The sequence below is a fragment of the Nocardia sp. CA-136227 genome, assembly GCF_050955695.1.
Taxonomy (GTDB): Bacteria; Actinomycetota; Actinomycetes; order Mycobacteriales; family Mycobacteriaceae; genus Nocardia.
The window spans coordinates 1,696,474-1,722,858 of sequence record NZ_CP192081.1; the positions used below are offsets into that span (position 1 = coordinate 1,696,474).

Annotated in this window: 13 protein-coding genes, 1 tRNA gene and 1 pseudogene; 9 read left to right on the plus strand and 6 right to left on the minus strand. The window is 70.9% G+C overall.

What is annotated here, in order from left to right; translation table 11 throughout:
* Window positions 1–10: 10 nt before the first annotated feature.
* The 3 genes and pseudogenes from ACQP06_RS07535 to ACQP06_RS07545 form a co-directional block, all read left to right on the plus strand.
* Window positions 11–6,235 (plus strand): annotated as a pseudogene (locus ACQP06_RS07535) (type I polyketide synthase); the annotation flags it as partial.
* Window positions 6,235–7,824, plus strand: a complete 1,590-nt coding sequence (locus ACQP06_RS07540) for an acyl-CoA carboxylase subunit beta (RefSeq protein WP_433671491.1) — start codon at window positions 6,235–6,237, stop codon at window positions 7,822–7,824. The pseudogene ACQP06_RS07535 and the gene ACQP06_RS07540, both read left to right, overlap by 1 nt.
* Window positions 7,821–8,039: a hypothetical protein gene (locus ACQP06_RS07545; RefSeq protein WP_433671492.1), complete on the plus strand. Its 219-nt coding sequence runs from the start codon at window positions 7,821–7,823 to the stop codon at window positions 8,037–8,039. The genes ACQP06_RS07540 and ACQP06_RS07545 overlap by 4 nt, the downstream gene beginning before the upstream one ends.
* Before the next feature lie 48 nt (window positions 8,040–8,087).
* Here the strand turns inward: ACQP06_RS07545 and ACQP06_RS07550 are convergent, their stop codons facing one another.
* Window positions 8,088–9,578, minus strand: a complete 1,491-nt coding sequence (locus ACQP06_RS07550; protein ID WP_433671494.1) for an FAD-binding oxidoreductase — start codon at window positions 9,576–9,578, stop codon at window positions 8,088–8,090.
* 47 nt (window positions 9,579–9,625) lie between these two features.
* Window positions 9,626–11,680, minus strand: coding sequence for a BTAD domain-containing putative transcriptional regulator (locus ACQP06_RS07555; RefSeq protein WP_433671496.1), 2,055 nt, complete (start codon window positions 11,678–11,680; stop codon window positions 9,626–9,628).
* Between the two features lie 438 nt (window positions 11,681–12,118).
* Between ACQP06_RS07555 and ACQP06_RS07560 the strand changes: the two genes are divergently transcribed.
* Both ACQP06_RS07560 and ACQP06_RS07565 read left to right on the plus strand, forming a co-directional pair.
* Entirely contained in the window at window positions 12,119–15,445 is a 3,327-nt protein-coding gene (locus tag ACQP06_RS07560; protein ID WP_433671497.1) for a BTAD domain-containing putative transcriptional regulator, read from the plus strand.
* 75 nt (window positions 15,446–15,520) lie between these two features.
* Window positions 15,521–15,955, plus strand: a complete 435-nt coding sequence (locus ACQP06_RS07565; protein WP_357090493.1) for a TIGR03667 family PPOX class F420-dependent oxidoreductase — start codon at window positions 15,521–15,523, stop codon at window positions 15,953–15,955.
* A 64-nt stretch (window positions 15,956–16,019) separates the two neighbouring features.
* On the opposite strand, the gene ACQP06_RS07570 is transcribed toward ACQP06_RS07565, so the two are convergent.
* Window positions 16,020–21,491, minus strand: coding sequence for a carboxyl transferase domain-containing protein (locus ACQP06_RS07570; protein WP_433671500.1), 5,472 nt, complete (start codon window positions 21,489–21,491; stop codon window positions 16,020–16,022).
* A 165-nt stretch (window positions 21,492–21,656) separates the two neighbouring features.
* Here ACQP06_RS07570 and ACQP06_RS07575 point away from each other — a divergent pair, with 165 nt between their 5' ends.
* A complete protein-coding gene (locus ACQP06_RS07575) occupies window positions 21,657–21,950 on the plus strand; it encodes a hypothetical protein (protein WP_433671502.1) in 294 nt (97 codons plus the stop codon).
* 50 nt (window positions 21,951–22,000) lie between these two features.
* Here ACQP06_RS07575 and ACQP06_RS07580 read toward each other — a convergent pair whose 3' ends face one another.
* Window positions 22,001–23,449, minus strand: coding sequence for a PLP-dependent aminotransferase family protein (locus ACQP06_RS07580; protein ID WP_433671504.1), 1,449 nt, complete (start codon window positions 23,447–23,449; stop codon window positions 22,001–22,003).
* A gap of 46 nt (window positions 23,450–23,495) precedes the next feature.
* On the opposite strand from ACQP06_RS07580, the gene ACQP06_RS07585 reads away from it, so the two are divergent.
* Both ACQP06_RS07585 and ACQP06_RS07590 read left to right on the plus strand, forming a co-directional pair.
* Complete coding sequence (locus tag ACQP06_RS07585) at window positions 23,496–23,981, plus strand: carboxymuconolactone decarboxylase family protein (RefSeq protein ID WP_433671505.1); 486 nt, start codon at window positions 23,496–23,498, stop codon at window positions 23,979–23,981.
* 41 nt (window positions 23,982–24,022) lie between these two features.
* On the plus strand, window positions 24,023–24,250 hold the full coding sequence (locus ACQP06_RS07590; RefSeq protein ID WP_433671507.1) for a SelT/SelW/SelH family protein: 228 nt from the start codon (window positions 24,023–24,025) through the stop codon (window positions 24,248–24,250).
* 53 nt (window positions 24,251–24,303) lie between these two features.
* Here the strand turns inward: ACQP06_RS07590 and ACQP06_RS07595 are convergent.
* Window positions 24,304–24,376: transfer RNA gene (locus ACQP06_RS07595), tRNA-Lys, on the minus strand.
* A gap of 218 nt (window positions 24,377–24,594) precedes the next feature.
* Here ACQP06_RS07595 and ACQP06_RS07600 point away from each other — a divergent pair.
* Window positions 24,595–25,803, plus strand: coding sequence for a L,D-transpeptidase (locus tag ACQP06_RS07600; protein ID WP_433671508.1), 1,209 nt, complete (start codon window positions 24,595–24,597; stop codon window positions 25,801–25,803).
* An 84-nt stretch (window positions 25,804–25,887) separates the two neighbouring features.
* On the opposite strand, the gene ACQP06_RS07605 is transcribed toward ACQP06_RS07600, so the two are convergent.
* A complete protein-coding gene (locus ACQP06_RS07605; RefSeq protein ID WP_433671510.1) occupies window positions 25,888–26,319 on the minus strand; it encodes a hypothetical protein in 432 nt (143 codons plus the stop codon).
* Between the last annotated feature and the right edge of the window lie 66 nt (window positions 26,320–26,385).

A 26,385-nucleotide genomic window follows, 5' to 3' on the forward strand; every position in this document is an offset into this window, starting at 1 on the left:
ACCGGCAATGCCTGAAGACAAGAAACTGGTCGAGTACCTGCGCTGGGCCACAGCCGAACTCACCAAGGCCAAGGGCCGCATCACCGAACTCGAATCGGCGTCGGCCGAACCCATCGCGGTCGTGGCGCAGGCCTGCCGCTACCCGGGCGGCGTGAACTCCGCCGCCCAGCTGTGGGACCTGGTCGACACCGGCACCGACGCCATCACCGAATGGCCCGCCGACCGCGGCTGGGACGTCGCGGCCCTCTACGATCCCGACCCCGAGCACATCGGCACCTCGACCACCCGCCACGGCGGATTCATCGACCACGCCACCGATTTCGACGCCGGACTGTTCGGCATCTCCCCGCGCGAGGCCCTCGGCATGGACCCCCAGCAGCGGGTCGTGCTCGAAACCGCCTGGGAACTCTTCGAATCCGCGGGCATCGACCCGACATCGCTGCGCGGCAGCGGCACCGGCGTCTTCGTCGGCGCCGGCGAGCAGAGCTACCTCGACCTGGCCGCGCCGCCGGACCTCGAGGGCTACGCGATGACCGGGCGACTGGGCAGCGTGGTCTCGGGACGGCTGGCCTACACCTTCGGATTCGAGGGGCCCGCCCTCACCGTGGACACCGCGTGCTCGTCCTCGCTGGTCGCCGTGCACCTCGCGGCGCAGGCGCTGCGCCGGGGTGAATGCGACCTGGCGGTGGCCGGTGGCGTCACCGTCTACGGACACCCCGGCGGCTACATCGAATTCTCGCGGCAGCGCGGCCTGTCCGCCGACGGCCGCTGCAAGTCCTACGGCGCGGGCGCGGACGGCACCGGCTGGTCGGAGGGCGTGGGTCTGCTCGCGTTGCAACGCCTCTCGGACGCCGTCGCCTCCGGTCGCGAGGTGCTCGCCGTCCTGCGCGGGTCCGCGGTCAACCAGGACGGCGCGTCCAACGGGCTCACCGCGCCCAACGGCCCCTCCCAGGAACGCGTGATCCGCGCGGCCCTGGCCGACGCCGGACTCTCCGCCGCCGAGGTGGACGCCGTGGAAGGCCACGGCACCGGCACCCGGCTGGGCGACCCGATCGAGGCCCAGGCGCTGCTGGCCACCTACGGCCGGGAACGCACCTCGGCGCGGCCGCTGTGGCTGGGATCGATGAAATCCAATATCGGCCACACCGTCGCGGCGGCGGGCGTCGGCGGCGTCATCAAGATGATCGAAGCCATCCGCCACGGCGTGCTGCCCAGGACCCTGCACTCGGAAACGCCCAACCCGGACGTGGATTGGTCATCGGGCACGGTGCGCCTGCTGAACGAAGCGCAGCCCTGGCCCGAGACCGGGGCTCCGCGCCGGGCCGCGGTGTCCTCGTTCGGCGTCAGCGGCACCAACGCCCACGTCGTCATCGAACAGGCTCCCGCACCGGAAGCTGTGGAATCGCAGCCGGATTCGGCGGATCCGCCGGAATCCACCGCGCCGCAGCCGGTTCGGCTGCCGGTGCTGCCCTGGGCGGTGTCCGGCAAGTCCGCGGCCGCGGCCCGGGCCCAGGCGGCCGCGCTGGCGGATTTCGCCGCCGGCACCGACGCCCGCGACCTGGACATCGCGTACTCGCTCGCGACCACCCGCACCCAGCTGGAGCACCGGACCGTCGCCGTCGGCCGCGACCGCGCGGAACTGCTCGCCGGTCTGACCGCCGACCCCACCGCCACCCGAACCGGCAAGACCGCCTTCGTCTTCACCGGTCAGGGCGCCCAGCGCCCGGGCATGGGTCTGCGCCTCTACGACACTTTCCCGGCCTTCGCCGCCGCGTTCGACGAGGTCTGCGGCCACCTGGACCCGCTGCTGGACCGACCGCTGCGCGACGAGATCACCTCCGGCGAGCGGCTCGACGAAACCGCCGTCACCCAGCCCGCCCTCTTCGCCGTCGAATACGCGCTGGCGAAGCTGGTGGCGTCCTGGGGCATTCGCGCCGACTACCTCACCGGTCACTCGGTCGGCGAACTCGTCGCCGCCCAGCAGGCGGGCGTGCTGTCGCTGGCCGACGCCGCCACCCTGGTCGCCGCGCGGGCCCGCCTCATGAACTCGCTGCCGCGCGGCGCCATGCTCGCGGTGCGCGCGGGCGAGGACACCGTGCGCGACCAGCTCTCGGACCGCGTGAGCCTCGCGGGCGTCAACGGACCCGCGTCGGTGGTGCTGGCCGGATCGGCCGCGGACCTGGAGGCCATCGCGGAGACCCTGGGACAGCGCGGGATCCGCTCCCGCCGCCTGGCCGTCAGCCACGCCTTCCACTCCCACCACATGGACCCGATCCTCGACGAGTTCGAGGCGGTGGCCCGCGGACTCACCTTCCAGCCCGCCCGCGCGCCCATCGTGTCCAATGTGACCGGCGCGCTCGCCGCCCCCGGCGACCACGCCGATCCCGCGTACTGGCCGCGCCACATTCGCGGCACCGTCCGCTTCTCCGAGGGCATCGCCGCCCTGGCCGCGGCCGGGGTGACCAAGTTCGTGGAGATCGGGCCCGACGCCATCCTCAGCGCCCTGGTCGACGAAACCCTCCAGGACCGCCCGCACATCTCCATCCCCGTGCTGCGCCGCACCGCCGAGGACGACGAGACCGCCCTCGCCGCCGTCGCCACCCTGCACGCCAACGGCGTGCGCGTCGACTGGGAACAGGTGTTCGCGGGCACGGGAGCGCGCCGAATCAGCCTGCCCACCTATGCCTTCCAGCGCACCAGGCACTGGGCGGGCGACACCGCCATCGGGGCCGCGGGCACCGGATCAGCCCTCGGCCACCCTGTCCTCGAAGTGGCGGTAGACCTGGCCGACAGCGCCGCCGACGGCGTCGTCGCCACCGGCCGCCTGTCCCGGCGGCAGCGCTGGATCGAACCGGGCGCGCCCGTCCCCGCCGCCGTCCTGGTGGAACTCGCCACCCGCGCCGCGGACGAACTCGGCTGTACCGAACTGTCCGCCTTGACCGTTCGTACCCCGCTGACCATGCCCGCCGGGGCCGATCTGCACATCCAAGCCCGTGTCGGCGGTCTGCTGGACAATGGCGACCGCACGGTGTCGATCCACTCCCGGGCCTCGGGCTCCTCGGGACCGTGGATCCTGCACGCCCGCGGCACCGTCCGATTGCGCATCGGCGCACCGGATTTCGAGCTCACCGAATGGCCGCCGGCGGCAACCGACTGCGAGGCCCACGCCGAGGTCGCTCTGCCGGACGAATTCGCCGCCGAGGCGGCCGCTTTCGGGGTGCACCCGGTGCTGCTGCACGCCGCGCTGGCCGCCGTCGCCCCCGGGACCGTGCGCGAGCTGCGGGACGTCCGGCTGTTCTCCACCGGTGCGACCGCCCTGCGGGTGCTGGCCCGCACGGGCGGCGACGGATCGACCACGCTGCTGCTCGCCGACCGGGCGGGCGTGGCCGTCGCCACCGTGCGCGCGGTGACCGCACCGGCGGAATCGGTTGCGGCGCGGCCGGATATCGACGAGATGTCCGTCACCGTGGACTGGATGCCCGCCGCCGTCAGCGGTCGCGCCATCCGCTGGGGCGCGGTCTCCGGCACCGAGTCGTTGCCCGAGGTGGGGGAGACCACTCTGTTCGCGGACCTGGCCGAGGCCGTCACCGCGGACAAGCCGGTCGACGCCGTCCTGGCCCCGATCGGCGCCGCGCCGACCGGCGACCCGGTGCTCGGCGCGCACGAACTCACCCGCCGCGCACTGACTCTCGTGCAGCAGTGGATCGCCGTCGAGGACCGCACCGCCGCACCGCTGGTCGTGGTGACCGAGCGGGCCATGGGATCCGGGGCCACCGACATCGCCGCCGCGAGCGTGTGGGGTCTGCTGCGCTCGGCCCAGTCGGAGCTGCCCGGCCGCATCGTGCTCGCCGACATCGACGACGACCCGGCCTCGGCCGCCGCCCTGTCCGCGGTCGTCACGGCCGGGGAACCCCAGGTCGTCATTCGCGAGGGCCGCGTCTTCGTGCCACGACTGCACCGCGTCGCCCTGCCCGCCCCGGCCCACTGGGCGGGGGAATGCGTGCTGATCACCGGCGGCACCGGCTCGCTGGGCGCGATGCTCGCCCGCCACCTGGTCACCGAGCGTGGCGTCGACCGGCTCGTGCTGCTCAGCCGCCGCGGCTTGGAAAGCCCGGGGGCGGAGGCGCTTCGGGCCGAACTGACGGCGGCCGGCGCACAGGTCGACATCGTCGCCTGCGATGCCGCCGACCGCGACACCCTGGCCGCCGTGCTCGCCGAGCATCCGGTGACCGCGGTCGTCCACACCGCGGGCGCCACCGACGACGGCCTGCTGCGCGACCTCGACCCGGACCGCCTGACCGCGGTCCTGCGCCCCAAGGCCGACGCCGCCTGGCTGCTGCACGAACTCACCCTCGACCGCGAACTCACGGCGTTCGTGCTCTTCTCCTCGGTCGCCGGGATCATCGGCGGCCCGGGCCAGGGCAACTACGCCGCGGCCAATGTCTTCCTCGACGCGCTCGCCGCCCATCGCGCCGGACTCGGCCTGCCCGCCACCTCCATCGCCTGGGGCCTGTGGGAACAGGAGGGCGGCATCAGCGGCCACCTCGACGACGCCGACAAGCAGCGCATCGCGCGCGGCGGCTTCCCGGCCCTGCCCGCTGAATCCGGTCTGGCCCTGCTCGACGCGGCCGCCGGATCGGAACGGCCCCTGGTCGTGGCCACCCCGCTGGAACTGTCCGCCATCCGGTCCCGCCCGACCCGGCTGCTCTCGGGCCTGCTGCCCACTCAGCGCGCGGTGGCGGGCAATGCCGAGGCCGCCGTCTCGATCACCGAACTGCTGCGCGGCCGCACCCCGGCCGAACAGCACGCCCTGGTGCTCGACCTCGTGCTGCGCGAGGCCGCCGCCGTCCTCGGCCACCAGGGCACCGAAGCCCTCGACAGCACCCGGGAATTCAGTGAAGCGGGCTTCGACTCGCTGGCCACCGTCGAATTCCGCAACCGGCTCCAGGCCGCGTTCGGAACCCGGCTGCCCGCCACCGTCGCCTACGACCACCCGACTCCCGAGGCGCTGGCGGCGTTCATCCTCGCCGAATCCGGCGATGGCGCAACCGGGGCCATCGACTTCGCCGCCGAAGTACGCCTGGCCGACGACATCCGCCCCGCGGACACCGTCATTCGCGTCGCCACCGACCCCGACCACGTATTGCTCACCGGCGCTTCGGGATTCCTCGGCGCGTTCATGCTGCGCGACCTCATGGCGACCACCACGGCCATGGTGCACTGCGTGATCCGTGGCGCGGACGAGGCCGCCGCGACCGAGCGGCTGATCGCCAACCTGGAGTTCTACCGGGTGTCGGGCGAGGTGGACCTGAACCGGGTCCGGGTCATCGTCGGCGACCTCGCGGCCCCGCGACTCGGCCTGTCCGAGAACGACTTCGACGACCTCGCGAAGCTGGTCGACGTGGTGTTCCACGCGGGCGCGACCGTGCACTGGCTGCAGCCCTACCCGCTGCTGCGCGACGCCAATGTCGGTGGCACCGAAGAGATCCTGCGCCTGGCCGCCCGCCACCGGACGGTCCCGGTGCACTACGTGTCCACCGTCGGCGTCTTCCCCGGCGCACCCGCCGACGGCGCGCCGCTGGCCGTGGACGACCCGACCGGTCCGCCCGAGGTGCTGCCCAGCGGCTACCTGCGCACCAAATGGGTGGCCGAGCAGAACATCGGACTGGCCCGCGACCGCGGCCTGCCGGTCTCGGTGTACCGCGTCGATGTGATCTCCGGCGACCAGCGCCATGGCGCCTGCCAGACCCGCGACTTCGTCTGGCTCACCCTCAAGGGCATCATCCAGGCGCGGGCCGTGCCGCCGGTCGGCGACGGCTACTTCCACCTGGCCCCGGTCGACTATGTCAGCGCCGCCATCGTCGCCCTGGCCGCGAAGCCGGACGCCGCCGAGCGAACCTTCCACCTGCACAACCCGCTTCGGGTCGCACTGCCCGAACTGGTCGAGCGGCTGCGGGCCATGGGCTATCCGATCGAGGACCGCGACCGGGCCGACTGGCTCGCCGAGATCGGCGCGAACACCGACAACGCCCTGGTCCCGCTGCTGGACGCCTTCGAGGCCATGATCGGCGACACCGCGGCCTTCTACCCGGCCATCGACGTGTCCGCGACCGAGACCATGCTGACCGGCACCGGCATCGTGTGCCCGCCGGTGTCCGGCGACCTCTTCCGCACCTACGTCCAATTCTTCATCGAGTCGGGCCATTTCCCGGCGCCGGAACGGAGTGAGCACTGATGACCGAACTCGTCGAACGGCCCGTCGCCATCGCGCCCGCGCGGCTGCGATCCCGGGTCGAGGAAATGCACGGCGTCAAACACGAAGCCGTGCACGGCATCCCGTCGAGCGCCACCGAACGGCAGCACTCGATCGGGAAGCTCACCGTGCGCGAGCGGCTGGAGCTGCTCTTCGATCCGGGCACCTTCCGCGAGGTCGACCAGCTGCGCCGGCACCGGGCCACCGCCTTCGGCATGGCCGACCGCAGACCGCACACCGACGGCGTGGTCACCGGCTGGGGAAAGGTGCACGGCCGCACCGTCTTCGCCTACGGCCACGACTTCCGGATCTTCGGTGGCTCGCTCGGCGAGGCGCACGCGGAGAAGATCCACAAGCTCATGGACCTGGCCGAGGCCGCGGGCGCGCCGCTGGTCGGCCTCAACGACGGTGCGGGCGCGCGCATCCACGAGGGCGTGACCGCGCTGGCCGGATACGGCGGCATCTTCCGCCGCCACGTGCGCGCCTCCGGCGTCATCCCGCAGATCAGCGTGATGCTCGGCCCGTGCGCGGGCGGCGCGGCCTACTCGCCCGCCCTCACCGACTTCGTCTTCATGGTGCGCGGCATCTCCCAGATGTACGTCACCGGACCGGATGTGGTGCGCACCGTCACCGGCGAGCAGGTGTCCCACGACGAACTCGGCGGCGCCGACGTGCACGGCTCCGGTTCGGGCGTCGCGGGATTCGTGTACGACACCGAGGAGGAGTGCCTCGAGGAGGTGCGCTACCTGATCTCGCTGCTGCCCGCCAACAATCGCGAACGCCCGCCCGCCGTGGAGACCGCCGACGCGCCCGACCGGCGCAACGACGCGCTCGCCGACCTGGTGCCCGCCGACTCCACCCAGGCCTACGACATGCGCGCCGTCATCGAGGAGATCGTCGACGACGGTGAGTATTTCGAGGTGCACGCGCACTGGGCCCGCAATATCCTCTGCGTCTTCGCCCGCCTCGGCGGCGAGGTGGTCGGCATCGTCGCCAACCAGCCCTGCGTGCTGGCCGGCGTGCTCGACATCGAAGCCTCCGAGAAGGCCGCGCGTTTCGTGCAGACCTGCGACGCGTTCAACATCCCCATCGTCACCCTGGTCGACGTGCCCGGCTTCCTGCCCGGCACCGGCCAGGAACACGCGGGCATCATCCGGCACGGCGCGAAATTGCTCTACGCCTACTGCAACGCCACCGTCCCGCGGGTGCAGGTGATCCTGCGCAAGGCCTTCGGCGGCGCGTACATCGTCATGGACTCCCGATCCATCGGCGCGGACCTGTCCTTCGCCTGGCCTTCCAACGAGGTCGCCGTCATGGGCGCGGAGGGGGCCGCACAGGTGATCTTCCGGCGGGAGATCGGTTCCGCACCCGACCCGGATCTGGTTCGGGCGCAACGGATCAAGGAATATCAGCAGGAGCTGATGCATCCCTACTACGCCGCCGAACGCGGCCTGGTCGACGATGTCATCGACCCCGCCGACACCCGGGCCGTGCTCATCGACAGCCTGGCCATGCTCGCCGCCAAACACGCGCCCATCCCGGCCCGCAAGCACGGGAACCCGCCCGCGTGAGCGGCGGGACGGGGGTACTCGCGGGCGAGACCGGGGTGCTGGCGGTGGAATCGGGCCGGCCGGGCGACGACGAACTCGTCGCCCTGGTCCTGGCCCTGACCGCCGTCACCCGACCGGCGCGGCGGAAGGCGGAGTTCCGGGCGGCGGCCTGGACCCTGCCCGCGCCCGCACAGCAGCCGCCCATCTCGTGGCGGCATCGGGGTCAGTCCCGCTGACCCGGGGTCCCGATGGGCGGCAGCGTGGCCGCCCATCGGGACCTTTTTTCATGCCCGGATGGACAGGCCGTGCGAGAACACCTCGCGCGGATCCCATTTCGCCTTCGCGGCCTGCAAGGCCGGGTAGTTGTCCTTGAAGTACAGGCGGTGCCACGGCACGCCCGAGTCGTTCAGGGCCGGGTCGGCCAGATCGGCGTCGGCGTAGTTGATGAAGCAGCCGTCGGTCACCTCACCGGGCACCGGCACGCCGCCGGTCGCCGCGTACACGTCGGCATAGCATTCGCGGATCCAGCGATCGTGCCGCTCGTCCTCCGACGGATCCGTCCACAGGGTCACGTACAGCATCTTGATGATCGAATCCCGTTGCGCCGCCGCGGTCGCGTCCGACTCCACCGCATTGATCCGGCCGCCGTAGCTGACCAGGGCCACCATGGCGAACGGGTGCGGGTAGTCCTCGCGGGTCAGCTGCCGGTACAGCGCGTCCAGCTGCGGCTCGGGCAGCGACCGGCGCATATAGGTGGACTTCACCTTCCAGCGCGCCACCGCGGCCTCCACGAAGCCGAACCACTCCTTCACCGCGTAGAACCACGGCACCCGGCTGCGGTCGTTGACCGTGTAGGTCGCGCCCGTGCCCTCGGCCATCGCGGCCAGGAACGCGTCCATGGTCTGCTCGGCGTCGGGCTCGTCGGCGTCGATCTGGGTGCTCATCCGGAACGAACCCGCCGACCGGTGCTGGAGCTTGAGCTGGCTGTACAGGCTCAGGTGCGCGGAGTCCGGACCCGAGTGGCGCTCGTGCCAGGCCCCGAAATTGCTGACCAGGCGGGCGAATCCGGCCTCGTCCAGCTCGTCCCACGACCACGAGACATCGGAGACGATGAGCTCGGCGGGCGGGGCTGGCAGCAGGCGCGCCGGGTCGTCGCCGGTGGCCTCCGGGGAGCGGAACCAGTACCGGGTCACGATGCCGAAATTGCCGCCGCCCGCACCGGTGTGCGCCCACCACAGGTCGCGGTGGGGGTCGTCGGCCGCCCGGGTCGCGACGACCGGACGCACCCGGCCGTCGGAGTCCACCACCACCACCTCGATGGCGTACAGATGATCCACGATCAGCCCGTGCAGCCGCGACAGCGCGCCGTAGCCGCCGCCGGCCACATGCCCGCCCGCGCCGACCGTCGGGCAGGTGCCGCCGGGCAGCGTCACGCCCCAGCGCTTGTAGAGCGTCGAATAGACCCGGCCCAGGGTCGCGCCCGCGCCGACCGAGAACGCGCCCATCTGCGCGTCGAAATACACGGCGTCCAAAGCGGATACGTCGATGACGGCCCGCACCTTGCCATTGGCGGTGAAGTCCTCGTCGCAGTGGCCGCCGCTGCGCACCACCACGCGCAGCTCGTCGTCGACCGCCTGCTGCAGGGCCTCGACGACCTGCTCGGTGTTCAGGGCCAGGCGGATGTAGTCGGGTGTGCCCACCCATCGGGTATTGGAACCGGAGATCAGCCCGCGATAGCGCGCGTCGTCCGGGCGGATCAACAGCGATTCGGTCATCAGGTCACTTCCTCGTCGAATGTGGTTGCCGCGGAGGGCAGGTCGGATCAGCTGGCGGCGAAGGCCGCCGGATGCCGGTCGGCGGTGGCGGTGAGCAGCGCGGCCGGACGCCGCCGCTGCGCGGGCCGGCGACCGGGCCGCAGATCGGAGGTGATGAGCGTGGACTCGCGGGTGCCCGCGATACGGGCGAAACGGCCGTGCGCCAGCGAACCCTCGCCGGTGAGCACCACCAGCAGCGGCGCGCACTCGGCACTGTCGAGCAGGGTCTCGAGGAAATCCAGATTGGCGTGGTCGGCCAGATGGGCGTCCTCGAAGATCAGGGTCATCGGACCCAGACCCGCCTTGGCGCACAGCAATTCGGTCCAGGCGGTGAGCATCTGCCGGACCTGCGCCGGATCGTCGTATTGGGTTCCGGTGGCCAGCGGGTACAGGGCCTCGGCCAGCTTGCGCGCCGCCACCGGCGGACGCAGCGGATGACCCGCCGCCTCGGCCAGCCGCGCCGCGATGCTCGCGGGCGCGTCACCCACCTGGAAACCGCACGCGGCGGCCAGCATCGCGCGATGGGTGTCGAGCCGATCCCCGTCACCGAAACGGGCGCACAGGATCAGCTCGGCATCACCCTGTGCGCGCACGGTGGAGCGGAACGCGCGCGCCACCCGCCGGGCACTGGTGGCGGCCGGAGCCACCACCGCCACCAGATGCGAGGCCGCCCGATGCTGAACCCGCTCGCGCAGGCCCAGCAGCATCCGCACATCCGGATCGGTTTCGGCACCGGAATCGTTCGCGCCCTCCAAACCCGCCGCGTACCAGTGCCCGGTCGGGCGTTGCCGATAGCGGATCACGGTCTCCGACTCGCGACGGGTGCGATCGCACACGGTCACCGAGCCGATGGGCGCGTCGAGCAGCAGCCGGTCGCACGCGTCGAACAGGTCGGCGTACCGGTTCGAGGTGCGCAGATCGGAATACGCCCGGGGGACACGGCCTTCGGCCTCACCGGTCACGACCGCGGCCCGGAACCGCGGCTCCAGCCGCGACCCGAACTCGGTGCGCGCCCCGGTGATCCACTCGTGCGGCCGGATCGCGGCGGCCACCACCTCGGCCACCTCGCACGGCTCCGGGAACGCCGTCATCACCGTGGAGCCGATGACGCCGACCACCGTGCCGCCCAACGACTCCGCGGTCGCCCGGATCGCCGGAAGATAGCGCTCGCCCATGGTCGGGTTGTCCTCGGACGCGTCCGGCCCACCCGCCTCGATCCGGACCGACAGCACCGTGGAGCGGGTCACCCGGTCGGCCGGGGCGACCACCACCACCGGCGCGGGCCGCGCCGGTTCGGTGTCCGGCAGCAGCAGCGACGGGCTCTGGTTCAGGATGGCCTGCTGCAACGTCTGCAGCTCCGAACCCGGTTCCAGCCCGTAGTTCTCGATCAGGGCATTGCGCCAGGCGGTGTAGACGGCCAGCGCGTCCGAGGGGCGGCGGCCACGGTACAGCGCCAGCATGAGCTGCCCGCAGGAGCGTTCCCGCAGTTGCCCGGAATCGGCCAGCGCGCTGAGCGCGTCCACCACCCGGGCGTGGTTGCCGCGCGCCAGCTCGATCTCGAACAGGTCCTCCGACACCGACATCCGGGCGTCCGCGGCGGCGGCGAGCTCGGGCCAGTCGACCCCGTGCTCGGTGAGATCGGACAGCGGTGAACCGCGCCACAGCGACAGCGATTCGGTCAGGCGAGCGGCGGCGGTGTCCAGGTCCTCGGCCAGGGCCGCGGCGCGTCCGCTGTCGGCCAGGCGATAGAAGCGATGCAGGTCGATGAGGTCGGTGTCGACCTCGAGCACGTACCCCGGCGGGCGCCGGATCAGCGCGACCGGTCCACTGTTGTCCTCCGGGAACAGATTTCGCAGCGACCACACGGCGTTGTGCAGGATCTTGCGGGCCGAGGTGGGCATGGTTTCGGTGGGCCACAGGGCGTCGAGCAGTCGGCTGGCCGGGACGACGGTATTGGGATGCAGAAGTAGGTACGCGAGGGTTGCCCGCTGTTTCACGCCACCGAGTCGCAATGGCTGGTTCTGGTGCCGGACCTCGAGCGGTCCGAGAAGGCTGAACAACACGATATCCCCTGGTACTTTGGTCCCTGACGGTGCTGAATCACGGACGTCCGGTTTCCGGACGCGCACGGCGCCAACCAATTTCGGCGGTCGGCGGGGGTGCGCGGCGGAGCGGCAGGGGTCCTGGGACACTGGCGGAACCCTGTTGTCCGAGCGCCTACGGCAATGGAGGCGCTGGTGCGGTGTCGGTCTCGGCCTCGGAGTCCTCCCCAGGCCCGAGCGGCCAGACCTGACCGGCGCGCATTAACGCCGATCGTGACACGCACGACATGAACAATCGGGCCCCTGGCGGCGATCCCTTCCCTCGCCGTCGTGGCCTTGGTCGATCGTTCGGGACCATTCTGTCGGAAGGTCCTTCGGGTTCGCTTCGGGCCCACTTCCGCAGGGGCCGTGAGGGTTTCCGATCACCTGATTGAAAAGTGAATTAGATAGGATCGAGTCGTGCAGTTCGCGGTATTGGGGTCGTTGGAGGTCGCTACGGATCTGGGCGACCCGGTGTCGATACCGGAGTCGCTGGTGCGGGCGCTGCTCGCCGATCTCATCGCCCATGTCGGGGTCCCGGTCTCCACCGACCGGCTGATCGAGGACCTGTGGCCCGAATCCACGCCCACCAATCCGACCAGATCGTTGCACACCAAGGTTTCTCAGCTCCGCCGGGCCCTCGAACAGGCCGAGCCGGGTGGCCGGGAACACATCGTCACCACCCCCGCCGGCTACCTGTTCCGGGTAGAACCGCACCGGCTGGACTCCACCCGATTCCTGGACATCGTTGCGCGCGCCCAGCATTCGACCGACCTGCGGGTACGGGCCGACCTGCTGCGCGAGGCGCTCGCGCTGTGGCGCGGACCCGCCTTCGCCGACTTCATCGACCTGCCCTTCGGTGAGGAGAGCTCGGCCTCGCTGAACGAGACCCGCATCGCCGCCCGCAGCGAACTCGTCGAAGCCCGCCTCGAACTCGGCGAACACCGCACGCTCATCGCCGAGATCAACGAACTGGTCCGCGAACACCCGCTACGGGAACGCCTGCGGTCCATCCAGATGCGCGCGCTCTACCGCTCCGGCCGCGCCGCCGACGCCCTCGACAGCTTCAACGAACTGCGCGCCCTGCTCGCCGAGACCCGCGGCGCCGACCCCAGCCGCGAACTCGTCGACCTGCACCGCGCCATCCTCGAACAGCGCGCCGACCTGCAACCCGAACCGGTCCTGGTGGCGGGCCGCACCTTCGGGCACAACCTGCCCTCCCCGCCCAACGCGCTGATCGGGCGGGACACGGCGGTGCACGAGGTGCGGGCCGACATCGCCTCGGATCGGCTCGTCACCCTGGTGGGCCCCGGCGGCGTCGGGAAGTCCCGGCTCGCCCTGGCGGTCGCGCACAGCCTGGTCGACAGCTTCGTGGACGGCATCTGGCTGGTCGAATTCGACGCCCTGGACCGCTCGCACGGGCCGGAAGTGCTGGCGGACGCGGTGCTGTCGGCGCTGACCATAGACGTCAACGCGCCACCCGGATCGGGCGGCAAGTCGCTGTCGGGCCTCAACTCGGTGGACCGGGTGGTGGCGTTCCTGCGGGCGCGCCGCGCCCTGCTGGTGCTCGACAACTGCGAGCACGTCGTCGAGGCGGCGGCCCATCTGGTGGAGGCGATCCTCGCCGAATCGGCGAACTGCCGGATCCTGGCGACCAGCCGCGCGCCCCTGGCCGTCCGCGGCGAGCGGATCAGCGCCGTCGAACCTTTGGACCTGCCGCCCGCCGACACCACCGGACCCGAATCGCTCGCCACCGCCAGCGCGGTCCAGCTCTTCGCCGCCCGGGCGACCGGCCTGCGGGTCGACGCGTCCAATATCCACGACATCATCGCCATCTGCCGTCGCCTCGACGGCATCCCGCTCGCCATCGAACTCGCCGCGACCAAGGTTCGTGTACTCGGGGTGCACGAACTGCTCGTCCAGCTCGACCGGCGCTTCCAGGTCCTCGAAGGCGGCTTCCGGGACTCCCCGGACCGGCACCGCACGCTGCGTGCCGCCATCGACTGGAGCTGGGCGCCGCTGTCGCGCGTCGAACGAAATGTGCTGTGCTGGCTGGCCGTTCACGCCGAGGACTGCTCGCTCGCGGCCACCCGCGCGCTCATCCGCGATCCCGGCGAGGACGGTGAGATCCTCGCCGTGCTCACCCGGTTGGTCGACCAGTCCCTGGTGGTCATGCAGGAATCGCGGCACGGCCCCCGCTACCGGCTGCTGGAATCGATCGCGGCCTACTGCGTCGAATACCTCGAGGCCACCGGCACCCTGCTGGAACTGCGACTGCGGCACGCCATGCACTACGCCGACCGCGGCGAGCACGCCAGCGCCGAACTGCACGGGCCCGACCAGCGCCGCTGGCTCGAACAGCTCGACGTGGAGTCGCCCAATATCCGCAAGGCCGCCGACTTCGCCATCGTGTGCCGCAACGCCCGGCTCGCCATGCGACTGGTCAACTCGCTGATCTGGTTCGGCTTCCTGCGCGGACGGCTCATCGAGGCGCACCGCTACCTGTCCGCGGTCAGCGCCATGGCCGGGCAGCTGCGCCCGGTCGAACGCGCGACCATCCTGCGCTGGCGGGCCGGCATGGCCCTGCTCATCGGGGAGGCCGGGCAGCTGGTCAGCCCCTCACCCGCCCTCGACGGCGACGAGAGCGACACCGAACTGCGGGCGCTCGCGCGCAGCGAATGGTTTCTCGGCTACGCCCAGTGGTATTCCGGCGCGCTGCCCGAGAGCCAGGACCGGGTCGGCCGGGCCCTGGCCGCCTTCCGGACCCTCGACGACAACTGGGGCATCGCGGCCTCGCTGAGCCTGCGCGCCGCCCAGAACACCGCCCGCAGCGACCTCGCGACCGTCCGCGACCACGCGCAGCTGAGCGCGGCCATCTTCGACGAGGTCGGCGACCGCTGGGGCCGGCTCAAGGCCATCGAGGCGCTGGCGGTGCTCGCCGAATTCGAGGGCCGCTACGACGAGGCCAACGACCTGCACTACGAGGGACTGCAGATCGTGGAGGAACTCGGGCTCTGGACCGAGACCTCCCACAAACTCGCGCTGCTGGGTCGAATCGCCTTGCTGCGCGGCGAATTCCGGACCGCCGACGAACTCCATCACCGGGCCATGCGGCTCGCGGTGAGTCACGCCAACCGGCTGGGGGAGGGGTTCGCCGAGATCGGTCTGGGTCTGAGCGCGCGGCGGCAGGGCCGGTTGGAGGACGCCGAGAAGCACCTCAACCGGTGGCTGGGCTGGCTCGCCGCCATCGAGGCCCACAATGGCGTCGCGCTGGTGCTGGCCGAACTCGGCTTCATCGCCGAACTGCGCGGCGACGCCGACGCCGCCCGCACCCTGCACACCGAGAGCCTGTCGGCCGCCTCCGTCGCCGGTGACATCCGGGCCGTCGCACTGGCCGTCGAGGGACTGGCCGGGGCCGCGGTGATGGTCGAGGACTACGAGCGGGCCGCCCGCCTGCTCGGCGCGGCGACCAAGGCCCGGGCCTCCACCGGCGCGCCCCTGGCCAGCGGTGAGAGGATGGACGTCGACCGCATCACCGCCCGGGCCCGCACCGCGCTCGGCCCCGAACGGTTCGCCGCCGAATTCGACCGCGAGGGCGCCATCACCGACACCGGCCATCGCGTGTCGGTGGCCGAGTTCGCCCGCATCACCACGGACCGGCAGACCCGGCAGGTCATCGACGAGGCGGTGGCCGAGGCCATGCTGCTCAGCGACGGCACCGGACTGTGGCCCGAGAAGATCGTCTGAAACGCGGAATGCCCACGGACAGTGGGGCGTTGACCGTCATGGATCGAACCGACCCACACCTCGCAAGGAGACCGCATGTCCGCTTCCTCGCCGCTCATCGACACCGACACCGAATTCGGTGCCCTGGTCACCAAACGTCTGGCGGAGGATGGCATTGTCTGGCTGACCACCGTGAGCCCCAGCGGTACGCCGCAACCCAACCCGGTCTGGTTCCAGTGGGCCAACGGTGAGTTCCTGATCTTCACCCAGCCCGGCACGCCCAAGCTCCGCAATATCGCCGCCGACCCGCGGGTGTCGCTGAACCTCAACAGCACCGCCAGCGGCGGCCAGGTCGTGGTCTTCAACGGCCCCGCCCGCGTCGACACCACCGACCCGACCCCCGCCGAGCTCGACGCCTACGTCGAGAAGTACGCCAAGGGCCTGGTCGAGATCGGCATGACCCGCGAAGAGTTCTTCGCCGACTACTCCGTCCCGGTCCGCATCACCCCGGACCGCCTGCGCGGCTTCTGAGCTTCCTGATCGAACGAGAAACGCCCCGGCAGTCGGACTGCCGGGGCGTTTCGCGTCTCATCGATCAGTGGCGGGCGAGCCCGGCCTCGATGGCGGCGATGATGCGCGGGCGCATCTCGACGGTGCTGATGATGGCGTCCACCGAACCCACCTCGACGGCGCGCTGGATGTTGTGCACGCGGTCGAACTCCGCGGCCACCTCACCCAGCTTCTCCGCCCGCACCGAGAAGCGCAGGTCGTCGCGCTCCGCGGTCAGGGTGGCGCGGTCGGTGCCGGAGGCGTTCGCCGCGCGCAGCTCGAAGTCACGCACCCGCGGGTCGGCCTCGGTGCGCGCGCTGACCTCGCCCGAGAACACGACCGCCGCGGCGGGGGCGCCGCCCAGCACGGAGGCGAACGAGCCCTCCAGCGCCAGCACGGTCATGCTCGGGTTCAGGGTCTTCGAGAACACCACGAAGGCGCCGCCGTGGTAGCGGGAGATCACGCAGAACACGATCGGACCGTCGAAATTGACGATGGCCCGGCCGATCTCGGCGCCGTACTCCAGCTGTACCTTGCGCATCGACTCCGGCGAGCCGTCGAAGCCGGACAGGTTGGCCAGCACCACCAGCGGGCGGTTGCCGCTGGCCGCGTTGATCGCCCGCGCCGCCTTCTTCGACGACTGCGGGAAAAGCGTTCCCGCCGTGTAGGTGTCGGGTCCGTCGGTGGCGGGGAAGCCGCGCCGCCCCACGTTCTTGGACTCGATGCCCAACAGGCACACCGGGATTCCGCCCAGCCGCGCGTCGAAGACGACGGAGGTCTCGGCGTCGGCCATGCCCGCCCACCGCTCCAGCACCTCGTGGTCCTGGTCGGCCAGCGCCCGCATCACGGTGCGAATGTCGAACGGCTTCTTGCGATCCGGGTTCGCGGCGGACGAGAAGATCTCCCCGACGGTCGTGAAGTCGCTGCCCTCCTGCACGTGCGGGAAGTCGGAGACGTCACGGTCGATCGGGTCGGCGGTCGGGCCGCGGCGCGGACCGTCCTCGCCGGGCACCACGTACGAGAAGTCGTAGTGCGCCATCAGGATGTCCCGCGCGGCAAGCAGATTCGGCGCCCAGTACTGGGCCTGGCCGTTCGGGCCCATCACGCGGTCGTAGCCGCCGATGCCGAAGTTGTCCTCGGCCGAGACCGCGCCGGAGAAGTCCAGCGCCTGCTTGCCGGTCAGCACCATCGCCGACTCCGGCGTCATCACCAGGATGCCCTTGGTGTGCATGAGCATGGTCGCCTCGGCGTTCCAGTACGGCTGCGCACCGACATTGATGCCGTTGACCACGATATTGATCTCGCCGCCGGCCTGGGTGAACTCGACGATCCGCTTGAGCGCGGCCGCCACCCAGTCCATGTTCTCGGTGCCCGACTTCATCGAGATGCGGGCGCCCGAGGACAGCGCGTACCACTCCAGCGGCACCCGCAGCGACTCGGCCAGATCGATGGCCGCGATCACCCGGCGGCACTCCGGCTCCGACAGCGCGCCCAGCGACTTCGTCGGGTCACCCAGCAGGGCGACACGCATGACACCGGCCGGATGCTGCGGGGTCGGGGTGGTGACCACACCGGCCACCAGCGCCGCGCTGTTGCGGCCCTTGGGCCGGTCCACCGGCACCAGGGTGTGCGAGGCGTCGAGGTCGTACTCGGTGAAATCACCCAGCAGACCGGTCAATTCGTACGGGTAGACGGTGTTGCGGCTACCCGCGCGCAGCACCTTCTGCCGGTACTCGTCGAGCGGCTCGACCGCGTCGTCGGTGCGCTCACCGACGCTCACCTGGACACCGCCGGTCGCGTCGAAGGAGACGCGCACCGCGATCTTCTCCAGCTGACCGGTCTGCGGATCACGCTGGCGGGCGATGAGCAGGATCTCCTCGAGGCCCGCGCCCGCCGTCATCGGCAGCACGTGCCCGGCGATCACCGTCTCCAGCTCGCTGCGGGTCACATCCACCACCGGCCAGATGTACATGACGATCCGGTTGGTGTTGAACCGCTTGTTCGACGGCCGCTGCGCCTGGGCGCGGCGGATGGAGTCGAGGCAGGTGGCGATGGTGCTCTCCGCGGTGGGCAGCACCAGCAGGCGGCCGTCGTGCTCGCGCAGCGCGGCCAGGTCGCGCACCTGCGCGAACGCGATCAGGCGGTCGTCGGCCGGGTTCTCCTTGGCCACCGCGCGGAACAGGTACACCTCTTCGTCGTCCGAGGACGGCAGGCGGGTGAGGTCGAACTTGCGCAGCCGGCGCATCTGCATGCGCTGGGCGATGTACGGGTGCAGACCGCGGATCAGCCGCTCCTCCGACATCCCCGTGGTCGCGGGCCGGAAGGTGAAGTGGTGGTGCATGACCGCGCCACCGCTGCCCGCCACCGTGCAGGTGATCCGGTGCACCTGGCTCGGAAGCGGCTGTCCGGCAAGCGCTTCCTGCAGCGCCACCGCCATCGCCTCGAAGTCCTCCGGCTGCTTCTCCCAGCTGAGGTAGACGTCGGCCTCGACGGACGAGCAGTCACGCGCCACCTCGGCCAGCCCGCGCAGCACGGTGTCGAGCGCGTCGAAGCTCACCGCCGACGACACCAGGTTCACGCCCCGGCGCTCGGCGATGACGAAACGCTGCCCGTTCGACTCCTCGGTCCGCACATCGGTGAGGTCCTTGTTGCCGTAGTAGCGCCGCGTCAGCACCTCCAGCATGGCGGTGTTGTCGGTGCTGCCGCGCACCAGGCGCTGACCCAGCAGACGCACCAGCGGCTCGGTCGCCCGCACCATGTCCGCGATGCGGTCGGTGCGCTCGGCCGTATCCGGCTGGGCGTCCAGGAAACTCAGGTGCTTGCGCACGGTGGTGTACACCCGGGCGCGGTTGCGGCGCAGCAGCGGGTGGGCGTACCAGGCGTACGCCACACCACGCGCGAGGTCGGCCAGACCCGGGAACCGGAACTGCGTCGCGGTCACCAGGCGCTCCAGCGCCAGACCGGCGGGCTCGCGCAGCGCGCGGTCCGGCACCGGCTCGCTCAGCCACTCGCGCAGCAGCGCGGTGATGACGGTGACCGTTCCGGCCGGCCGCTGCTGGGCCAGGAAGATGCGGAAGACCGCCGCCTCCAGGTCGGACGAGCGATCCAGCTCGGCGACACCGTAGTGCGCGAACGCCGCGCGCAGATCCGCCCGATACGACTCGGGCAGCCCGGCCCGCTCCACATCGAGGCTCTGCATATAGGTGTGGAAGAACTCGCGGGCGCTGTGCACGTGGCCCTGCGAGCCGTTGTCCTCCCAGGACCGGTTGTGGCTCAGCTCGGCCAGATCCGCGAAGACCTGCACCAGCTCGACTTCCTCGGCCAGCGGCCGGCGGTTGTCGGCGACGGCCGCCCGGCGCACGGCCAGGTAGTCGTCGAGCACCCGCTGCTCGTCGTGCGGGTCCACATCGAAGCCCAGCAGCAGGCTGCGCAGATCCTGCAGGCTGCGGGTCAGGCCCTCGTGCGGCAGGACCGGCGCGGGCGCGCCCGGCAGATCCAGCTCGACGGTGGCGGCCGGAGCGGCGGTCTCGGTCTCGGCGTCATCGGCGATCGGCTCCAGCCGCAGCAGCGGCGCGCCGGTCTCCACCTGAGAGCCGACCGCGACCGCGCTCTCCTTGAGCCGGGCCCGGAACGGCGCGCGCAGTACGGTTTCCATCTTCATGGACTCCAGCACCAGCACGGGCGCGCCCGCCTCGACCTCGTCGCCGACGGCCAGCGGGGTGGCGACCACCAGCGCCGGCGCGGGGGAGCGGACCACGCCGCCCTCGTCGCGGCTGATCCGGTGCGTCACACCCTCGACGTCGACCAGGGTGACCGGTCCGTGGGTGCCGGTGACGACCCGGAAACGGCTGCCGTTCACCACGATCTGGCCGGTGTGCCGGTCGAAACGCTCCAGATCCACATCGGCCGAACGCATATCGCCGCCGGCTTCGATCCCGATCCGGAAGCGGTGCGCGCCGATGCGCGCGACTCGCACCCGGTAGGCGGCGCCGCGCAGCTTCAGGTCGTGCGGTCGGCCGCTCTCGTGCTGCACCTGCGGACGGCCACCGGCCGCGGTGGACAGCAGGCGCTCGCGCTCGGCCCGCTCCTCCTCCTCGTAGGCGTCGATGGCGGCCACGGCCACCGCGATCGCCGAGTGGCGATGCGAGACCAGGCGGCCCTGCGCGCGGACGCGGTCGATCCAGCCGGTGTCGGCGCTGCCGTCGATCACCTCGGGCTGCTCGAGCAGATCGAGCACGAAACTCTTGTTGGTGGAACCGCCTTCGATGACCACGCGGGTCTGCGACATGGCGCGGCGCAGGCGGCCCAGCGCCTCGTCGCGGTCACGGCCGTAGGCGATGATCTTGGCGATCATGGAGTCGAAGTCGGCGGGGATCGTATCGCCCTCGCTGACACCGGTGTCCACGCGAATGCCGGGGCCGGCGGGCAGATCCAGGCGGGCGATCCGGCCCGGGGCGGGCGCGAAGTCGCGGTCGGGGTCCTCGGCATTGAGCCGGGCCTCGATGGCGTGGCCGCGCTCGGCGGGCGGCTGACCCTCGAGCTTGCCGCCGGAGGCCACGTGCAGCTGCGCGCGCACCAGGTCGAATCCGGTGGTGGACTCGGTGATCGGGTGCTCGACCTGCAGACGGGTATTGACCTCGAGGAACGCGAACAGCTCGTCGCCCGGGTGGTACAGGAACTCGACCGTCGCCGCGCCGCGGTAACCCACCGCGATCGCCAGCCGCTCGGCCGAGGCCTTCAGCTCGGCGGCCTGCTCGGGACGCAGCACCGGCGAGGCCGACTCCTCGATGACCTTCTGGTTGCGCCGCTGCACCGAGCAGTCGCGCACGCCCAGCGCCCACGCGGTGCCCTGACCGTCGGCGATCACCTGCACCTCGACGTGACGGGCGCCGGTGACCAGACGCTCCAGGAACACCACACCGCTGCCGAAGGCGCGCGCGGCCTCCTGCCGGGTCCGCTCGTAGGCGTCGACCAGCTCGTCGGCATTGGTGATCATGCGGATACCGCGACCACCACCACCGGCGGTGGCCTTCAACATCAGCGGGTAGCCGATGTCCTCGGCCGCCGCCAGCGCGGCCTCCACGGTATCGACGCCGCCGCGGCTCCACGGCGCGACGGGCACGCCGACCTCCTCGGCGATCAGCTTCGCGCCGATCTTGTCACCGAGCTTGCGCATGGCATCGGGGCTCGGACCGATGAAGGTCACCCCGATCTGCTCGCACAGTTCGGCGAAGGCCGGATCCTCGGCCACGAAACCCCAACCGACCCACGCCGAATCGGCGTTGGTCGCCTTGAGCGCCTGCTCGAGCGCCTTCAGATCCAGGTACGGGCGCGCCGAGGCGGGCCCGAGGTCGTAGGCGACGTCGGCTTCACGGACGAAGGTCGCGTTGCGATCCACATCGGTGTGCAGCGCGATCGTCTGGATCTGCAGGCCGGTCTCGGCCGCCAGATCCCGCACAGCGTGAATGAGGCGTACCGCGGCTTCACCGCGGTTCACAATGGCAATACGGCTGAACACCCGTCAGCTCCTTTATGTTGCGAAGGCCCGGTCGGGCAGCGTTTGGACTGCCGGTCACCGGTAGTGTGCACGTCTGCTGCTCTCGATACCACCGCGGTAGGGGGTTACTCGTACGTATCGTGGGCAAAGCGTCATTTGGGGCCGTGACTGTGGGAGGCGATCAGAGTGGCCGACATCCTCGACGTACTGCACTCGCGTTGGGCGGAATCCGCGGCGGAGGCCATCCTGACCGGCCAGGAACACCCGACCCTGACCCTCACCACCCACGAGGTGGTTGACCTGATCGCCCAATTCGCGGCCCTGCGGCACGCGGTCGACGGCGCCGCCGCGTCCTTCGAACGAATTCGCGCCGCGCTGGACCAGCGCACCGCGCACCCCGAAGCCCAGGCTCGCCAAGCCGCCAGCATCGCGCGGCACGCCGCCGAAACCCTGGCCCGCCGCGATCGGGACGTGGCCTGAACCGGAGTCGGGATCCCGAACCGGTCTGGTGAGGCCGGGCGACCCGGCGGTCATCGCGGGGTCGCACTCCAGGAGAGCGCGCGCACCAGGGCGTCGAGCGCGGCCGGGTAGGCGCTCTCGGAGGGCGCCGCGAATCCCACGACGAGTCCTTGCGGCCGGTCGGGTCGCGCCTCGTGGGAGAGCCACATTCCGGACAGGCCCTCGAGCGCCAGGCCGTACTCGCGTGCGCGGGACAGGACTTCGGCCTCGGTCAGGCCGGCGGGCTCGAGCCGGATCAGCGCGTGCAGTCCGGCGGCGATCCCGGACAGGGCGAAACCGGTCAGCGGTCGCCCCGCCCGGGGTTTCAGGCGATCCGCGAGCAGGTCGCGGCGGCGGCGATAGCGCAGCCGCGAGGCGCGGATGTGCCGGTCGTAGGCGTGCGAGGTGATCAGTTCGGCCAGAGTCAGCTGCCCCAGCGTCTCGGAGTGGTGGTCGGCCAGTCGCTTGGCCTCGGCGACCGGGCCGACCAGATGCGGCGGGAGCACCATCCAGGCCAGGCGCAGTCCGGGGCCGAGCGTCTTGGACGCGGTGCCGAGGTACACGACGTGGTCGGGCGCGATGCCCTGGATCGCGCCGACCGGTTGCCGGTCGTAGCGGAATTCGCCGTCGTAGTCGTCCTCGATGACCAGCCGCCCGGCCCGGGCCCAGTCGGCGAGGTGCTGCCGTCGCGCCGGGCCCAGCGTCGAACCGATCGGGAACTGGTGACTCGGCGTGACGACCGCGGCTGTGACGCCGTCGAATTCGCCCGTGCCGAGCAGGTCCACGCGCGCGCCGTCGCCGTCGACCGGCAGCGGCCGCACTACGGGTCCGGCGGCTCGCACGGTGTCGCGGAAGGACGGGATGTAGGGGTCCTCCATGGCGATGGCGGTCGTGCCGGATGCGGTCAGCACCGTGCTGAGCAGCGCCAGCGCCTGCTGGACGCCGGTGGTGACGATGATCCGGTCCGGCGTGGCCAGCACGCCGCGGGTGCGGCCCAGGTAGTCGGCCAGCGCGGATCGCAGTTCGATCCGCCCGCACGGATCGCCGTACCCGAACGCGTCCGCGGGTGCCGCGCCCAGGGCCTTCCGGGCCGCGCCCAGCCAGGCGGTGGTGGGAAAACGGCTGATGTCGGGACTGCCCGCCCGCAGATTGTGCCGTGGCGCAGCGGGTTTCGGGCGGCCGACGACGGGCGGAGTGGCGGGGCCGGGTGTGGCGACAGCGTCGGCGACGCGCGTGCCCGAGCCCTGCCGCGCGATCAACAGCCCCTCCGCGATCAACTGGTCGTAGGCCGCGCTGACCGTCCCGCGCGAGAGCCCGAGTTCGACGGCCAGGGTTCGGCTCGGTGGCAGGCGCTCCCCGGCGGCGAGACGGCCGTCCCGGATCGCCTCGCGCAAGGCCTGCTCCACACCGACCCGCCGCCCCGGCCCCGGCTCGACGAGCAGATGCAGATCCACACCGGAATTGGACCAGGAATTCGCCATCTGATTGGCTCCTAACATTGGTCCATTATCGGCCTACCGTTGAAGCATGACAACGAAAACCAGCGCTTACGTCCAGCCGACCACCCGCCTCGCCATCGACGACCTGACCCCCGAGATCGCCAAGGCCATGAACGGCCTCGAGCGGGTCGCGCAACGGTCGTCCCTGGAGAAGCCGCTGCGCGAACTGGTGAAGCTGCGCGTGGCCCAGATCAACGGCTGCGTCTACTGCGTCGACATGCACTCCCGCGACGCGGTGGCCGCCGGGGACACCGCGCGCCGGGTGAACCTGGTCGCGGTGTGGCGCGAGGCCCCCTTCTTCACCCCGCGCGAGCGTGCCGCCTTCGACCTCGCCGAGGCCATGACCCGGATCGCCGACAGCGAGGTCGGGGACGCCGTCTGGCAGGAAGCCGCGGCCAGATTCTCCGAATCGGAACTCGCCGAACTGGTCTGGCACATCGCGATCATCAACACCTGGACCCGGCTGGGTGCGACCACCCGCGCCTGGACCCTCCCCGGCGACGAGAACGACTGAACCCCAACCCATCCGACACCCGCACCGTGAGGAGTACGACCATGCCCGCCGTCGTCATCACCTACTGCAAACCCTGCGGCTACCTGAAGCGCGCCCGCGCCGCCGCCGACGCCCTCGACACCGAGCTCGGTATCGCACCGGAACTGGTCCCGGGCTCGGGCGGTGTGTACCGCGTCACAGTGGATGGTCAGACCGTGGCCGCCAAGACCCGCCAGGGTTTCCCCACCCCGGAGGACATCGTCAAAGCCGTTGCCGAGCACGGGAAGTAGCCGAGAACGAACGAAGCCCCCGACCGGATTGCCTGGTCAGGGGCTTCGTATTGTGCGCCATCAGGGACTCGAACCCCGAACCCGCTGATTAAGAGTCAGCTGCTCTGCCAATTGAGCTAATGGCGCGTGTTACTCCGCCGGGGGCCTCGGTCTTGCGCTCCGGGCTCTCTGCGGTGCGGATAGAACATTAACAGGGATGGTCGCGGAAAGTGAAATCGCCCCTCTGAGCTGGTGGTCTTTCGAGTTGTTGAGGGTTGTTAACACGGCGGGGGCGATCTCGGATGTTGTGGGGGAAGCCTTTGGTGGGTGGCCGGCCGCGCGCCGAGACGTGAAGTGGGGATGCGATGGGTGAGAGGCACGGCGGACGGCGGACCGGGAAGCTATGGGGGGCCGGGGTGGTGCTGTCCGTGGTGGCGCTGGCACTGGTCGGATGTTCCTCCGGTGGTAGCGGCCAGAAGTCCTCGGTGGCAATCGATTCCAACCCGATCAGCGAACTGATGAAGCCGAAGCTGCTTTCCCCGGTGAAGGACGGCGACAAGGGCGTGGCGCCCGGCGAGCTGAACCTGAAGGTGGAGGACGGCAAGTTCACCGCTGTCGTGCTGAGCAATCCGGACGGCAAGCCGGTGCCGGGTGAGCTCGCCGCCGACGGCCGCTCGTGGAAGTTGGCCGAGCAGCTGGGATTCGGGCGCACCTACAAGCTGGCGGTCGAGGCCATCGGCCTGGGCGGGGCGACCACCTCGGTGATGAGTTTCACCACGATCTCCCCGAACAACCGCACCCACCCGTATCTGCTGCCCGCCGAGAACGACGTGGTCGGCATCGGTCAGCCGGTGGCCGTGCAGTTCGACGAGAACATTCCGGACCGCAAGGCCGCCCAGAACGCGATCAAGATCACCACGACGCCGGCGGTCGAGGGCGCGTTCTACTGGGTCAACAATCGCGAGGTGCGGTGGCGGCCGCAGAACTTCTGGACCCCGGGCACCAAGGTCGACATCGCGGTCAACGCCTACGGCCACGACCTGGGCGGCGGCCTGGTCGGCGACAGCGACCTCCACTCCAGCTTCACCATCGGCGACGCCACCGTCTTCACCTCCGACGACAACACCAAGATCGTCACCGTGGAACGCAACGGCGAGGTGATCAAGACCATGCCCACCTCCATGGGCAAGGACTCCACCCCCACCGACAACGGCGTCTACATCGTGGGCGACAAGTTCGACCGCATCATCATGGATTCCTCCACCTACGGAGTCGCGGTGAACTCGCCCAACGGCTACAAGACGCCCGTGGACTGGGCGACCCGAATCTCGTACTCGGGCATCTTCTTCCACTCGGCCCCGTGGTCGGTGGGCGCGCAGGGCTATTCGAACACCAGCCACGGCTGCCTCAACCTCAGCCCGGCCGACGCCAAATGGGTCTACGACAACGTGAAACGCGGCGACATCACCATCGTGAAGAACACCGTCGGCGGCACGCTGTCCGGTGTGGACGGGCTGGGCGACTGGAACATTCCGTGGGAGCAGTGGAAGGCGGGCAACGCCGACCGCGGCTGACCGCGGGCATCACGGACACGGCAGAAGGGGCATCAGCAGTGCGCTGATGCCCCTTCGACCATGCTCGACCGGTGGGGGTCGGACTCAGCCGATCTGGCCCGGACCGTTGGGGCCGCAGCCCAGGGCCGCCATGCCGGACAGCGCGGAGGCGGTGCCCAAGACGGTGCAGGTGCCGGGTTCGGCGGAGTTGGTGTTCGACGAACCGAGCGCCCCGCCCAGCTTGAAGCCGGAGGAACCGGTGACCAAGGCCTCGATCGGGCTCTTCGGCGCCGGGTCGGTATTGGTGGGGCAGGGGGTGGTGGTCGTGGCCGTGGCGGGGCCCGCGGTGACGGTGCAGCCCGGCGTGGTGCCCGGAGTATTGGTGCCCGGCGTCGTGGTCGGCGTCGTCGTGGTCGGCGACGTGGTCGACGGAGTCGTCGTGGTGGTGTCGATGAGGGCGATCTCCGCCATGGCGGCGGGCGCGGCGGGCAGCAGTGCCGCAACGGCTAGCAAAGTGGTTACGGCGTAACGGTTCACGTGCGAAAATCCTTCGGATCGAGCGTGGTCGGGGCCCCGACTCCCCAGATGGTCCTGAGCAGTCTA